The organism is Candidatus Gracilibacteria bacterium, assembly GCA_028687475.1.
Taxonomy (GTDB): domain Bacteria; phylum Patescibacteriota; class Gracilibacteria; order BD1-5; family UBA2023; genus STC-74.
In genome coordinates, this window is the sequence record JAQUAB010000001.1 from 213,887 (window position 1) to 229,368 (window position 15,482).

13 protein-coding genes are annotated in these 15,482 nt (G+C 40.4%); 6 read left to right on the forward strand and 7 right to left on the reverse strand.

Annotated features, from left to right (window positions below):
• Window position 1 precedes the first annotated feature (1 nt).
• A complete protein-coding gene (gene murD, locus PHY14_01070; protein ID MDD2693505.1) occupies window positions 2-1,348 on the reverse strand; it encodes a UDP-N-acetylmuramoyl-L-alanine--D-glutamate ligase in 1,347 nt (448 codons plus the stop codon).
• 78 nt (window positions 1,349-1,426) lie between these two features.
• Here murD and PHY14_01075 point away from each other — a divergent pair, with 78 nt between their 5' ends.
• Complete coding sequence (locus PHY14_01075) at window positions 1,427-3,160, forward strand: hypothetical protein (GenBank protein MDD2693506.1); 1,734 nt, start codon at window positions 1,427-1,429, stop codon at window positions 3,158-3,160.
• Here PHY14_01075 and murI read toward each other — a convergent pair.
• Genes murI through secD form a run of 3 tightly spaced genes read right to left on the reverse strand, consistent with a single transcriptional unit; the run spans window position 3,155 to window position 6,133 of the window.
• Entirely contained in the window at window positions 3,155-3,838 is a 684-nt protein-coding gene (gene murI / locus PHY14_01080; GenBank protein MDD2693507.1) for a glutamate racemase, read from the reverse strand. The genes PHY14_01075 and murI overlap by 6 nt on opposite strands.
• 1 nt (window position 3,839) lies before the next feature.
• On the reverse strand, window positions 3,840-4,355 hold the full coding sequence (locus PHY14_01085; GenBank protein MDD2693508.1) for a hypothetical protein: 516 nt from the start codon (window positions 4,353-4,355) through the stop codon (window positions 3,840-3,842).
• Window positions 4,356-4,408: 53 nt separating this feature from the next.
• Entirely contained in the window at window positions 4,409-6,133 is a 1,725-nt protein-coding gene (secD, locus tag PHY14_01090; GenBank protein ID MDD2693509.1) for a protein translocase subunit SecD, read from the reverse strand.
• A 233-nt stretch (window positions 6,134-6,366) separates the two neighbouring features.
• Here secD and PHY14_01095 point away from each other — a divergent pair, with 233 nt between their 5' ends.
• The 5 genes from PHY14_01095 (at window position 6,367) to PHY14_01115 (ending at window position 11,101) form a co-directional block, all read left to right on the forward strand.
• The gene (locus tag PHY14_01095; GenBank protein ID MDD2693510.1) at window positions 6,367-6,996 is read left to right on the forward strand and encodes an HD domain-containing protein; all 630 of its coding nucleotides are present in this window, start codon (window positions 6,367-6,369) and stop codon (window positions 6,994-6,996) included.
• A 126-nt stretch (window positions 6,997-7,122) separates the two neighbouring features.
• Complete coding sequence (locus tag PHY14_01100; protein ID MDD2693511.1) at window positions 7,123-7,437, forward strand: co-chaperone GroES; 315 nt, start codon at window positions 7,123-7,125, stop codon at window positions 7,435-7,437.
• Window positions 7,438-7,744: 307 nt separating this feature from the next.
• Complete coding sequence (gene groL / locus PHY14_01105; protein ID MDD2693512.1) at window positions 7,745-9,343, forward strand: chaperonin GroEL; 1,599 nt, start codon at window positions 7,745-7,747, stop codon at window positions 9,341-9,343.
• 140 nt (window positions 9,344-9,483) lie between these two features.
• On the forward strand, window positions 9,484-9,819 hold the full coding sequence (locus PHY14_01110) for a PadR family transcriptional regulator (GenBank protein MDD2693513.1): 336 nt from the start codon (window positions 9,484-9,486) through the stop codon (window positions 9,817-9,819).
• Between the two features lie 10 nt (window positions 9,820-9,829).
• Window positions 9,830-11,101, forward strand: coding sequence for a PspC domain-containing protein (locus PHY14_01115; GenBank protein ID MDD2693514.1), 1,272 nt, complete (start codon window positions 9,830-9,832; stop codon window positions 11,099-11,101).
• A 54-nt stretch (window positions 11,102-11,155) separates the two neighbouring features.
• Here the strand turns inward: PHY14_01115 and PHY14_01120 are convergent, their stop codons facing one another.
• The 3 genes from PHY14_01120 to PHY14_01130 all read right to left on the reverse strand — a co-directional run bounded on the left by PHY14_01120 (window position 11,156) and on the right by PHY14_01130 (window position 15,362).
• On the reverse strand, window positions 11,156-11,554 hold the full coding sequence (locus tag PHY14_01120; GenBank protein ID MDD2693515.1) for a cyclic nucleotide-binding domain-containing protein: 399 nt from the start codon (window positions 11,552-11,554) through the stop codon (window positions 11,156-11,158).
• A gap of 97 nt (window positions 11,555-11,651) precedes the next feature.
• Window positions 11,652-12,650 (reverse strand): hypothetical protein, encoded by a 999-nt coding sequence (locus PHY14_01125; protein ID MDD2693516.1) that lies wholly within the window; start codon window positions 12,648-12,650, stop codon window positions 11,652-11,654.
• A 126-nt stretch (window positions 12,651-12,776) separates the two neighbouring features.
• Complete coding sequence (locus PHY14_01130; GenBank protein ID MDD2693517.1) at window positions 12,777-15,362, reverse strand: ATP-dependent Clp protease ATP-binding subunit; 2,586 nt, start codon at window positions 15,360-15,362, stop codon at window positions 12,777-12,779.
• Window positions 15,363-15,482 lie beyond the last annotated feature (120 nt).

A 15,482-nucleotide genomic window follows, 5' to 3' on the forward strand; every position in this document is an offset into this window, starting at 1 on the left:
ATTATGGGAGGTATTTTATAGCCTCTCGGAATTGATTCGCACGATCCAGATAATCCCGAAAAAGTCCAAAACTCGCGCATCCTGGAGATATCATAAGTACATCATTTTTCTCTCATCAAGCATAGAGCCAATTCACGGCATCTAGCATGGAATCCGTCGCAATATACGGAATATTTTCTTGCTCAGCAATATGGATAAATTGCTCTTTCGTAGCACCGATACAAGCCATTGCTTTGACTCGCTCATGGAACTTCGGAGCAAGATGTCCGAAAGAATCTCACTTATCTGAACCACCGACAATGAGAAGAAGATTTTTCGTTTCGCCGTATGAACCAAGTGCCGCCTCGAGACTCTGACTCGAAGTAGACTTCGAATCTTCGACAAAAATAATTCCATTTTTTTCTCCGATTTTCTCGAGTCGATGTGAGAGTCCTGTAATCTCGGAAAAATACATCTTCATCCGCTTCGAGCAGATTCTCATCTCATTCGCGAGAAGCCCTACCGAGAGGAGATTCATCGCATTATGGAATCCAGTGAAGTGGGTCTCAGAAAGTATATATTTTTTTCGTCCGGAGATGATGATATCCTCTCCATTAGTTCTGTCTTGTGTATTGTCATCGCGAACGGAGTGTGGCGATCCAGCAAAAAAATTATGATTCCCTATTGTTTCCTGGATTGCTTCATTCCTCGCAATGACAGGGGCAAATATCCTCACATTTTCTGGAAGCTCAACATTGAGTCATTTTTCACGAGCAAATTCGAGAATCTGTGCATTGAGAATGGATTTTTTCACAGTATGTTTCACGAGATTCATCTTCGCATCGATATATTCCTGGAGGTCGCGATGCCAGTTCAGATGATCGGACTTCAGATTCGTGAATATTGTATACGTAGACTGGAATGTTCGTATGGCGTAGGTCATAAAGCTCGACATTTCGACGACGATAATTCCTTTTTTTTCTCCTGACTCGAGAATTTCTCGAACGGTTGCTGAAAAAGGGATATCGAAATTCCCGGAAAGATACACGCTTTTCTTGCCAAAAAATTCCTTTTGGAGTATATTGTAAGCAATCCACGAAGTGGTAGATTTCCCATCAGTTCCCGTGATCGAGACAATCTCGAACTTCTTCGGGAGAAACTGATAAGCAAAATCAAGCTCCGCAAGAATCTTGCCTGTCGCATAGATTCGGTGCATCCCAGGAATTCCTGGCGATGGGATGATGACATCATACTTCTCGAAAGAAGTAACAGCATCACTATCGTCGATCATCTCATACGGGATGTTTTGGTACTCACAGAGCTTCGCTACCGCTTGCCCAACTTTATTTTTTCAGTAGATACAGTACATATGACTATTGGATTTACATTATCCACAACTATATGAAAGAGTGCACGAATTGCAATCTATCTTAGAAATGATCTCTTTTTGACTACCTGAGTCCAACAAGCCCTTGATACAGCAAGAAAACGATCTCCTCAAGAATATATTGAGAAGGTGGCAAAAATATCAGAGTCTATTCTCATGCTGGAAGACCAGGAAAGTATTATGAAAGCTTGTGACCAATATTTTCATGGAACCATCAAGGAAAGTTTGAAGAGTTTCTTTCAAGATCACCCTACATGTTGGCCAGATCTACAAAGAAAGGTACATAAATACGTCAGACTAGATTCACGCGGTATATATAGTATTGGTCAGGATGAGAGTGTACAGATAAGTAGAATATTTCTTATACGAGATAGAAAGGCTGATAGTGGACCAAAAATACGAACAGCCATTGATTCTCTCCTCAAGAATCAAGAATTTCTTGCTTTTTGTTCGAAACAACCATCACTTTTGGATTCTAGTGGATACTCTCTCGCTCAAATACCAAACAACAAGAAAAGACAAACATATACAAAATATATCCGACAAGCACTCATCCAGAATATTGCCTGATGTGATGACTCAAATATACAGGAACATTATACTCAAATATATCGAAAAATACTCAAATGGATTCCTCTCGTATATTGAGAAGAAAATGGAATATATCAAGAATTGATGTCATGTGATACCATAGAAAAACTCGCAAAGAAAATCGCCGATGTAATGAGTAATGAAAAACATTCTCACTATGGACGACGAAGAGAAAATGCTGCACGTATTCTTCAAGCATTTTTTGCGTGGGGAAACCTTGAAGAAATCGAAAACCTCATCAATAAAGCCCAGGAAGCAGTAAAACCAGAAAATATGATCCCTGTCTTCAAAAGAATGTGAATAACGGTAAACAAAGAAATGATTACTCAAAAGGAAGATGATGGTACCATACTCTATGAATATCCTTTGCAAAAGAATGGTAAGAAATTCACACTCTACTGGCGAGCTAAAACACTTCTCAGTATCCTCCAAAAACTTGCAGAAAATGAAGACTACACCAATGCAGATAGTATCCGGGATCTTGTAGGGATGAGTCTAATACAAGAAGATTCCTCATGAGATTCTCTCAATGAAACGGTTCAGATTGTAAAGTGAGTTAAGCAAGCTATGCCAAATTTTTGATACATTACCACAAACCGTACATTTTTTTCCGAACAGCAAATCCAAAACATTTTCACAAAGTGACAAAGTCAGAAACTTCCTCTCGATGCAAAGAATGTATCTAATGCTACTACAAACCCGAATCTTAACAATTTTTCTGTTTCTTGATTCTTGGAATATGGTGGAGAAATCAATGCCCTTTGAAGTGAACTACAAGTTCTGACTCGAGAAGCGTATAACTGGAAAAAGAATGAAGATGGATATTTTAAAGGAAAAGGCATTACTGAGCTAAGAATGCGTGCTTCAAAATTCGATACGTTTCGTGGATTATATCGAGCATTTGATAAACGTATAGCATCATCAAAGCTCGATAGAATCCGTTCCTATCTTTGACAAGATTCACGGAAACCTTTCCGTATCAATGAACTCATTATGAAGTATATAGATGAAGGATGGCTTATCCCTTATGTCGTCAATGGGGCACTCATATTTACCAATAAAGAGAAAGAAATATTTTTGAATCGATGGCTTGCTCATGGAAAATTTTATAAAATCCAAAAACACTCAGAAGACTCTCATAAGACAGAAGAAAAGGTTTCATATAAAGAATTAATGAAATATTTACAGAATTTTCAATTATAATAACCCCTTCCTCTCCATCCACCCTCTAAACTTCTTCGCTGACTCCACCCCTGGATCAATAATGACTGGGGGCTTATTATTGTGGACATTTTGCCACGCTCGATGTACTGAGTCCTCGAGGAGAGGATAGTGCGTACATCCGAGCACGAGTGACTCAATATCCGGAGAAAAATGCTTCAAATATTCATGAAGCAGAAAATCAATCTCTTCTCACTCAATAATCCCCTGCTCTATCAACGGAACAAGCCCTGGTGCTGCGATTTCTTCGATATGGATGGTATTGTCTGTGATATGAACACGCTCTTTGTAGCCACGAATACGCACAGTCGCTTCTGTCGCGAGAACTCCCACTTTCTTGTGTCCCAGTTCGAGAATCTTCTCAGATCCTGGTATCATCACTCCGAGGATATGTCTCCCTGGGAAAACCTCTCTTTGAAGCCAGCGAAGTGCGTGGACACTCGCTGTATTGCAAGCAATAATCACCACATCAGCTCATTTATCGAAAAGTTTTTCTACTCCCTTTTTCGTCAGCGCGCGAATCTCATCTCCGCTTTTTTCTCCGTATGGAGCATTCTCGCGGTCCATCTCGAGGATCATCGAAATATCTGGAAATTCCTTCTGGAATGCTTCCATCACCACCTTTCCACCGAGTCATGAATCGAAAAATCAGAGAATCATTTTAGAGTTGAATTTTGAGAAGTTCTGGAATTATTGCTATCATTTCCAAAACCTCTTGCCGAGTAAATTCCTGCTTCTGCTCGCGTTCCAGATCATAAATCCAACTCAAACTATTCAGTTGAGAAAATGGTATAGAAATATCGGCAAGACCGATTCAGTATTTTTCGAGAATATGACGAGTATCTTTACCGATTCAGTTCCATATATCCGAGTCATTTGCAGCAGGTACAGTAATGATATTTAGTATATTTGCTTGTACTAATCAAGAAATCTTTGGATTTTCATGAACTTTCTGTGCTTCTCATTTTGCATATTGTTCCAGAATCATCTTTTCCAGAGCAAGATATAATTCTCATTCATTACATGCAAATAAATATCTCTTCAAAATTTCTTTTCTATATAATCCCATTACCCATTCATCTACCGGTCATCATCTGTTCACAATGAATTCCATTCTCTTGATAAATGATTGTTCTTGTTCCGAACTATGTTCAATAAAAAGAATCCTTCTTAACATACAATAAAATCAGGTTATTCACCTGATTTTATAAGAAAGATGTATTTTATCAACTATTTCTTGAGTCCTACGAAGAGATTTGCATTTTTCCCAAGTCCTGTACGACCAACTGCAAGTATGAGAATACGAGACACCCACATGGCTGTAAAGAGTGAGAGGAGGATACCAAGACCGAGCATCAGACCAAAACCCTTGATGAGGGAAATTCCGAACATATAGAGAATCACGGCAGAAGTGAAAGATGTGATATGTGAATCCCAGATAGCTGTCCACGATTTGTCGAAACCAAGAATGACTGACTTTTCGAGAGTATGACCTTCACGAAGAGCTTCCTTCATACGCTCAAAAATGAGAATATTCGCATCGATAGCAAGACCAATAGAGAGAATCACACCAGCAATAGAAGCAAGAGTGAGAACCACTCCGAACGCTTTGATAAGAGCGACGAGAATGAGTGAATATATCACCAATGCTATGCCAGCAAGAAGTCCAGAAACATGGTAGAAAATCGTGAGAAACACTACGATTGCAGCCAGTCCGATAAGACCTGCTATAAGAATCTCATGCAGTGCATTTTGTCCGATTTTTGCATCTATCGTTCGCTCAGAAGTGAGATAAATCGGAGCTGGAACGATACCAGTGGTGATATTGTTCGCGAGTTCTTGTGCCGAAGCAATCGTATAATCACCAGTGATAACTGCACGTCCATCAGGAATCACCGACTGAACTGTTGGAGCTGTGAGCAGTTGCCCACCAACGAAGATAGCAATAGGCTTTCCGATGAGACGTTTTGTGAGTTCTGCAAAAATTTTCTTTCCTTCATCATTGAAGATGAGATCTACTTGAGGCTTTCCTGCCTGAGTAAAGGAAATACCAGCACGAGTAAGATATTTATCATTGAGTACTTTTCCATCAGCAGTTTTCGCTGGAGTCCACTCACTTGGACGCTGATCTACGAAAATCACTCCATAAGAATATTCCTTCTTTGTACTTCCAGATTCACTCGTAATGCCATAAAGTTCGACGACAGCATATCCAGGATCTCCGATTTTTGTGAGATTCCCGTCAGAACCAGTTCCATATCGTTCATTCGTGAGAGTTGTGACAACTCCAGTACGATGTGGAAATTGGGCAATAGATTCATATCCATCGAATCGTGCTTCAGAAGGTAGATCAGAACCTGTTCCGATAAAGAACCCGACATTCTCATATTGGTCACGATACTTCGCACCTACAGTCGCAAATGGACTTTTCTGAAGTTCGAGAAGAATATTGTCCGCAAGAGTTTTTCGTTCTGCACGATCTGCTTCAGTGATTTCTTTTTTCTCCTCGCGGAACTCGAGTTGCACGACTTTTCCGATAGTGTCTTTTGCTCGTGCAATATCATCCGCGCTCTTTTTCTGTTTTTCTTCTTCAGAAATATTTCCATAATCCTGTGTCGGAATCTGAACAATAATATGAGATTCTCCACCATAATTCGCTGTTTGAATCGTTGGTTCAGCGAGACCAAGACTGTTTACACGCTTATCGATGATAGTCTTCAGTGAATCGACAACACTCGTTTCATTCACTGTCGTTTTTGCGTTCTTATTCGCCTCCTTCACGAGGGAAAGATCGACCTTGTAATCGAGCTCCACACCACCATGAAGATCGAGACCATATTTGTATGGTTTGATAAAACTCGGGGTAGACATTCCATAATTATCCCAAGGAAAAAGATAGAGTCCTGATGCAAGTGTCAGAAGAACGATAAGTCCGATACGGAGAGTGAGCTTCATAAAGAATTATGAATTATAAATTATAACAGCAAATAGAAGAATTATGTCATTTTTCTACTATGACTATGCATTATATGCCTTTTGTGTGCGGATTATAAAAAAACTTCTCTTTTTTGCAAGAAAAAAGGAAATATGATAGAGTCATTGCTATCAGGGCATGATTATAGCATTTCATGTAGGAAACGTTACAGTCTTTATTTGTCCAGAATATATTCTCTAAAAACTTGCACACTATGCAATTCATCAACCAAGCTCGTTCGTATGTTCTCGATATTCTCCGAAAATGTGAATATTACCCATATCATAATCCTGCTCATACACTCTGAGTCTATGAACGTGCTACATATCTCGCACTTGCAGAAAATATCGAAGGGGAAGATTTCGAAGATCTTCAGCTTGCTTGTCTTTTTCATGACACTGGCTTCACAGAACAATACAACAAAAATGAGTTTATCGGTGCAAGAATTGCTCGTCGTTGGCTCGAATCTCACGGACACCCAGAAAAAAGAATCGAAAAAATCGAAGGTCTTATCATGGCAACGGTTCTCTTCTCTGAACCAAAAACACACCTCGAAAAGATCATCCAAGATGCCGATCTCGACAATATCGGAACAAAACATGAATTTTATTTCTCTCAGCGACTTCTCGAAGAAATCAGGACAATCGGTCGTGTAGATATCTCTGATGGTGCCTACTGGCAATTCGTATACACACTTCTCACTCGCTACAAGTTCCATACCAAGACTGCAAAAAAGGAACGTCATGAACAACAAATTCGAGACATCGAACATATGGAAAAATTCCTTTCTATGATTGGTGTCGAGATTCCATCCATCGAGAGTAGTACTATGCATCAAGTATAGAAAACTCCAAAAAAACTTTTGACAAATAATCCAGCACGTATAATATGTACGTGCTAATTTTTTAATCTTTTTGAGAAATTAGTTTTTCTTTTATACTCTTCTTACTTTTTAACTTTTCTATTTATTATGAGCCTCTCTCATGACATGATCGAAAAGATCACCCCACTCTCCGACCGTGTCCTCCTGAAGCCCGTCGAGGCGGACAAGGTAACCGCGTCAGGTATAATCCTTCCTGACTCAGCAAACAAGGAACGCCCATCTCTCTACGAGGTTATCGCTGTTGGCCCAGGTCGCACCGACAAGAATGGTGTCGAAATAAAAACCGACCTCAAGAAGTGAGATCGGGTTATCAGCGGACAATACTCTGGTGATGATGTGAAAATCGGAGATACTACGTATAAGATTGTAGCATTTGAGTATATTTTGGCGAAAATAAACTAGTTTTTTCTTTCCAAAAATATATCGATGAATTTCCTTCCTGTTTTCTTGCATATTCATTGAGCACAGGGTCAATTATCAGATAATTTAGGATAACCAAAAGTATGTTCCCCATTCTTGGAAAATCATACCAATGTAGGTGGATTCATCTGACAATTATCATTATGATTCCCAATACAGTCTGTACAAGAAAATTCACTAAAGAAATTACGAGCCATGTAATTTAGATTAAGAAAATATAATTTAAAATATAACCATAAATTCTATTATGTCAAAACAAATTCACTTCGGAGATGAAGCTCGTCTCCAGATGTTCTCCGGTATGGAGAAAGTTGCGAAAACGGTTGTCGCAACGATCGGACCCAAGGGTCGCAATGTTATTTTCTCGAAATCATACGGTGCACCACAGGTAACCAACGATGGTGTCACGATAGCGAAAGAGATCGAACTCGAAGACAAAGTCGAGAATATGGGTGCTGATCTCATCAAGGAAGCAGCGAGCCGAACGAACGATGCAGCTGGTGACGGAACTTCTACTGCTACCCTTCTCACCTACGCGATGGTGAAGGAAGGACTTCGTGAGATCCGCTCGGGTATCAATGCGATCGAGCTCAAGAACGGTATGAAAAAAGCAGGTTCCCTCGTTGTAGCCGAACTCGCGAATATGAGCAAGACGCTCAATACTCAGGAAGAAATTGAACAAGTAGCCACTATTTCTGCTCAGGATCATGAAGTAGGAAAAATCATTGCTGATGCGATGGAAAAAGTCGGAAAAGATGGTGTCATCACCGTTGAAGAAGGGAAAACTTTCGGTCTCGAAGTCGAAGTGACTGAAGGTATGAAGTTCGATAATGGGTATATCTCTCCGTATATGATCACGGACGGTGAAAAGATGGAAGGACGCATCAATGATGCTGCTATCCTCATCACCGACAAGAAGATCTCAAGTCTCAAGGATATCCTCGGAGTCCTCGAATCCCTCGCGCAGAGTGGAAAACGCGAACTCGTTATCATCGCGGATGATATCGATGGAGAAGCACTCACGGGAATTATCCTCAACAAGCTCAAGGGAGTTCTCACCGTTCTCGGTATCAAGGCTCCAGGTTTTGGTGACAGAAAAAAAGAAATGCTCAGGGATCTCGCTGTTCTCACTGGTGCAACGCTCATCACTGAAGAGACGGGATACAAACTCGAAAATGCGTCTATCGAACACCTCGGTCATGCGAAGGCAGTTGTCTCAACCAAGGACAATACGACCATCATCGGTGGAGGTGGTGACAAGCATCTCATCAATGCTCGTGTGAATGAGATTCGTAACCAGATATCTATCACAAAATCGGACTACGATAAAGAAAAACTCGCAGAACGTGTCGCGAAACTTGCTGGTGGAATCGCGGTAATCAAGGTCGGGGCTGCGAGTGAAGTCGAGATGAAGGAGAAAAAACTCCGTATCGAAGATGCGCTCAATGCTACCAAGGCTGCCGTCGATGAAGGTATTGTCGCTGGTGGTGGAGTCGCACTTCTGAAGGCATCGAAAGTCCTCGAAACTGCGAAATTCTCTCGCGAAGAAAAAGTCGGAGCTGATATCGTCGCTCGCGCACTCACCTATCCAGTTCGCCAGATTGCCGACAATGCTGGAAAAGAAGGTGCTGTCGTCGTAAATGAGATCTTGAAAAATGGTGATGCACACTATGGATATGATGCAGCAATGGATGAATACAAAGATCTCGTGAAGGCAGGTATCATTGATCCAACCAAGGTAGAACGTTCCGCTCTCGAAAATTCTATCTCTATCGCGGGAATGTTCCTCACGACTGAGGCACTCATCGTCGATGCTCCGAAAAAGGAGGAACCAGCAATGCCTCCAGGTGGTGGAATGGGAGGTATGGGCGGAATGGGAATGTACTAAATATATATAAATCACATCTTGGACTCTAGAAAATTCCCCTTCTTCGGGGAATTTTTTATAATTTTTCGAGAAAAACTTGCATCATCTATCATTTCTTATATACTACCTTGCAGTACATAGTACTATGTAACTAATAATCTATGCCTCAAAAGGAAGAAACGCTCAAAATCACCACCCAAATGCGAAAAGGTATCCTCGAATATATGATACTTTCTATTATTGGAAAAGGTGAATCCTATGCGTCAGACATACTCGAAATCCTGAAAAAAAACAAGCTCCTCGTTGTCGAATGAACGCTTTATCCGCTTCTTTCTCGTCTCAAAGACGATGGACTCATCTCATATTATTGGGTAGAGTCTGCTTCTTGACCTCCGAGAAAATACTTCCGACTGACGGAAAATGGTCGCGAAACTCATATCCTCATGAAACATATATGGAATGAATTATCCGAAGCAGTCAATACTATTACTCAATAATTACCTATTTATGGCAACTTTTCATCTCTCCTGAAAATCATTCGAAACCTCTGAAACTTCAAAAGATTTTCTCGAATCCTATATCAAACGCCTAAAATCCTATATCGAGATGCATGATATATCTCAGAATTATCTCGATGATATCACGGAACGTCTCGTAGAAAAATTGTCTCAACTCGAGAAAAATGAGACAACTCTAAAAGATGCGGATGTTATCAAAATCGTGAATGACATCGGTGAACCTGAAGATATATTTCCCGAATCGAGCAATGAAGAAACAAAACACCAGAAAACACCATTTCGAAAAAAACAGCTCGAAAGAAATACAGAAAAATGAATTATTTTTTGAGTGTGTGCTGGAATAGGAGACTTTTTCGAGATCGATGTACTCTGGGTACGTCTTGGATTCATTTTTTTCACGATTGCATGGGGAGCGGGAATAATCATCTACCTCGCGCTTGCCTTCTTATTACCAAACGGAACAAAACCAACGTCAAAAGAAAAAACTGAGGCAAAAAGAGGAATCATCGATCAACTCGTCTCGTTGGTCGGAACTTCATTTCGATGAATTTTCCGTTTATTTCTCATTATTGTTTTTGGACTGATCGGACTCGGTCTCGCTGGATGTTTTGTGTGAGGAGTGATTGTTTCCGGATTTCTCCTCTCTGGTGGCATAGAATTCGAGAACCAATACTTCCCTGCCATCATACCTGATTCCCTACTCATCGCTGCGCCACTTCTCACTGTTCTCTCACTCGTCGTAGTGATAGCAATATTTGGTAGTATTATCGGGAAAAATCTCTTCGGGAAAATGTGATGGATGATGGTCACTTTGCTTTCTGGGATTGGATTTATCCTTCTCGCTGCAGGAGGTTTTGAGACTTTCCAGAAGTATATGTGGAGTGAGAATGTTATCCAAGAACAAATGCTTAACTTCACGGGAAACACTCTCGAAATTCTCAATAATCTGGATAACTGATATAATATGCATCATCGACTCGATATGGAAGAGAGGTTGATGATACGAAAAGAAGCAAACAGAAAAGGAATTTCTATTCGAAGCACTACGACAATCCAGTCGCAGAATCAGAGAAGTGCACAAGAAATCATCGAGAAAATCAATCCACTCGTGTATACACTTTCTGGAAATATCCTTACGATCGAGAATGCTTCATGATCTGACTTTCAATCACGCGTCCCATATTCATTTCCGAGAAGAAATATAGAAATCATCATCCCTGAAGAAATGACTATTGTCGGAACGTATAGCGACTGGAACTAGAAAAATAGAGAACCAAAAAAACCTTCAGTGTATTTCTGAAGGTTTTTTATATGATTATTCTTTTACTTTTTGGCGTACTCTTCGGAGAATCTCAGCCTGAAGTTCTGCACCATGTCGAGAACGCTGCAAAAGCGTGAAAAAGTCATCTTTCAAAAACACTTGTAATTCCGTATCCTCTACTGCCTCTACTGTCGCATCACGTGGTTCATCGGTAATAAGCGCAATCTCACCAAAGAACGCTCCAGTACCGAGAGTTGCGATTTCCTGTCCTCACTTGATGATACGAACAGAGCCATTGTTGATATAATATGCACAGCCATTGGATGTATCTCCGACAGAGAGAATTCGTTCCCCAGTCTTTACATACTGTGTCTGACTCATGAGTAGAAAATACGTAATTTCCTCTTTCGAGAATCCATCGAAAATATAGAGTTCATCAATTTTTGCAGACATGGAATGATAATTAAGATGATTCTATTGTAGCAAACTCTTGGAAAAAATGCAAAAAAATCCCCTTCCAAAAGGCAGAAGAGGATTTATGATTATATTTTTATCGATCAACTCGTTGAGCCTTATCGACAACGATGAAGTCAGAACGAATGAATCCATGAATCGTACGATCATCAGAAATAACTTCTGACCAATTATCAACCGTAGAGACAACGTAGAGATTTGTTTTATTTGAGAGAACAAATTTGATTTTTGATCCATACCATGGATGTTCACGAACATTCACGAGATGAGCAACATTCACATGAGCAACATCACTCCAGTATGCCTGATCTGCCTGACCAATACGAACGAGATCACTTGCATTCGGAAGGCGGAGATATTTCGCAGCGATGTATCCGAGAGCTTTTCCTCCTGTTTCAGCAATGACTGTATTCGATTTTGTATCTGTCACTTCCGCTGTTGCACCTTGTGATTTGACCCAACCAGTTTCCTTTCATGATACAACCACTGCATCATTTTTCATCAAGTATGCCTTCACTTGAGCTAACATACTTCCAGATGCGCGCATCTTCACACTTCGAGTTGGATTCACATATCGGATTCCTTTGTTCTGCATCTGAAGTGTACGATAATTCGTGATGTCCGTGGAACGAATATCGAAGGCTGGACCATTTTTTGGGTCAAAAGTAGTACCCGAAGCAGCAAATGCACGCCCTACACAACCAGGAAGATTTTTCTCGACATGCGTAAGAGTTGATGTCCCATTTTCTCGTGTGATACGATTCCCGTTACAATTCGTGATGACAGTTGCTGTTGATGCAGAAGAAATAGATTCTACCGAAACAGCTTCTGTCTGAACTGATGAAACAGTTGAAGATGGAATATTTTCTGTTGCCTCTGCTGTTCTTGTACCGACACAACCAGGAAGATTTTTTTCGACATGAAGAATCTGGAGTTGACCAACTTCAGTACGAACAATCTGTGTACCATTGCAATTCGTAACAGCAGAAACCTCACCAGAAGATGCAAAACTTGTATCAAGTGTAAACGTAATCCCGAGAAAAAGAAGAGCGGTAAAAAGAATTCTTCGCAACATAATATAAATCTTTGAGTGAATAAATTTCATTCATAATACTAATTGTTACGAAATGTCAAATTTATTGTGTGGATATAAAATATCCTCTACTGAGAGAGGATATTTCTGTACAAAAAAGTATAACAATTATTCCCAACTGAACTTCAATGCTTTTTTCTCAACGGAAAGTTGTACTTTCTTTTTTCGCTTCTTGTCGACGAGCTCATCCGCAATAGCATCTTCGATTTTGTCCTGAATATAGCGTCTCACTGGACGTGCTCCATATTCTGGATTGTACGTCTCTGAGACAATGTGAGTCACCGCTTTCGCGTCGTATACGAGAGTGATTCCAATAGTATCGAGTCGAGAAACAAGGTCATCTAGTTGAAGTAGAACGATCGACTTGAGTACCTTTTTGTCGAGTGGAGAAAATACAACAGTCTTATCAATACGGTTCAGAAATTCCGGAGCAAAGGTATCAGGAAGCTGTTTCAGAACACGTTCACGAATCCCAGCATAATCCGAAATAATCTTTTTCTCATCGCTCTCGGAAGTATTGAACCCGATTTTTGCAGCTTCATTGTTGAACTCTTCTGAACCAATATTCGAAGTCATGATGACAATCGTATTCTTGAAGTTCACGAGTCGTCCTTTTCCATCAGAGATAGCACCATCTTCGAGAATCTGAAGAAGGAGATTGTAGATATCGAAATTCCCCTTCTCAATCTCATCAAACAGCACAATTGAATACGGTTTTCTGCGGACTTTTTCTGTGAGAAGTCCACCCTCCTCATATCCGACATATCCCGCTGTAGTACCGATAAGCTTCGATGCGCTCGACTTATCCTGATATTCACTCATATCGATTTTTATGAGAGCTTTCTCATCACCGAAAAATTCTTCTGCAAGCACTTTCACAAGCTCTGTCTTCCCTACTCCCGTTGGTCCAAGAAAAAGAAATGATCAAATCGGACGATTAGGGTTCGATATTCCAACGCGGGAACGCTTCAATGAACTCACAATAGAATCAATCGCCTCATCTTGACCGACAATGCGCTTTTTGATTGCTGGAGCAAGTCCTCGGAGCTTCGAGAGATCTTCTTTTTCGAGATTCTTGAGCGGAACTCCCGTCATCTGATGAATCACACGCTGAACATCTGCCGATGTGATATGAAGACGATTCTTGTGCGGAATCACTCGTTTTTTCTTTTTTGTTTCGATTTCTTGTGTGAGCTTTTCGAGTTCTTTTCGTTTTGCAAGCGCTTTCTGATACTGTTGAGAAATGAGGAACGACTCAATATCTTTCTGGAGGTCTTGGATTTTTTCTTTGATTTCTTCTACCTCAGAAGTGTCGAAACTATAGGTCATACTCTTCGCACTACATGCTTCATCGATGAGATCAATCGCCTTATCTGGAAGGAATCGCTCTGTGATATAACGATTCGAGAGAGCAACTGCATCCAGAATCGCATCATCTTCGATAACGAGGTTATGAAATTCCTCAAATGTTGTCTTCAGTCAATGAATCACTTCGACCGCAGTATCGAAATCTGGTTCTGGAACATCAATCTTCTGGAATCGACGTTCGAGTGCAGAATCCTTTTCGATATATTTCTGGTATTCTGAAAGAGTGGTAGCACCGATGAGACAAATCTGTCCGCGTGCCATAGCAGGCTTCAAAATATTGGCTGCATCGAGTGTTCCTTCTGATCCTCCAGCACCAATAATCGTATGAATCTCATCGATAAAAAGAATAATCTCATTTTCGAGCTTCGAAGCCTCATCAATCACTTGTTTCAAACGTCCTTCGAATTCCCCACGATACTTCGTACCCGCAACCATGAGCGACATATCGATTGATACGACTCGTTTTCCTTGCATAGCAAATGGTACTTTCCCTTCTGCAATACGGAGAGCAAGCCCCTCTACAACAGCCGTTTTCCCCACTCCAGGATCTCCGACAAGACATGGATTATTCTTCGTTTTTCGGTTCAGAATACTAATCAGACGCTCTATTTCTGTCTCACGACCGATAATAGGATCCACCTTTCCTTCACGCGCATTTTGTGTCAGATCCATCCCGAAGAAATCGAGTGCTGGAGTCTTGGAATCTTTCTTATCTTGCGGTTTATTATGAGAAAACGGATTCTGTGCATTTTTTGAACCATTATTATCCGTATTTGGAATATTACTCGAACCCATACTTTCTTCGAGCATTTTCACAATATCATCAATGGGGCCGAATATTCCATTCTCTCCTTCTCACTTTTCCTTTATAGAAGATCATGCGATGAGTTTATTTATCTCCATCAACTGGTTCTCGAAGTCTTTCGGAGAAATACCCACAAAATCCAGAAATTGATAAAACCAATTTTCTCCCTGAATACGAAAGAGTGCCAAAAGAAAGTCTTCCACACTGGCTTGCGATTTCTGAAAACTAGCCGCTACTTTCATGCTCATGACAATCAACTCTTTCACTCGTGAAGAGATACCAATATATTGCCCATCACGGATTCCATCTTCATGCACAAAAGGAGGACGAGAAAGAACATCGATTACAATTTTGTCATTGAGTCCAAAACTCGCAAAAAGATCGAATATGTTCCCTTCTTGGATATGAGCTATCTGAATAATAACATCTTCTGGAAGAATCTCAGAATAGCCAAATTGTTTCGCGCGATTCTCGGCTGCGAGCATGATATTTTTGTATTCTTCGGTGAACTGATTGAGCATAGAGACGATTGTATTATGAAATGAAACTGTAAATTTCGTGTGAAGATTATAGGAAATTCTCTCGAAAATCAAGCAGTAATAGTTCCTTTATCATAGCAAGAAATGGAGAATAATGGAAGT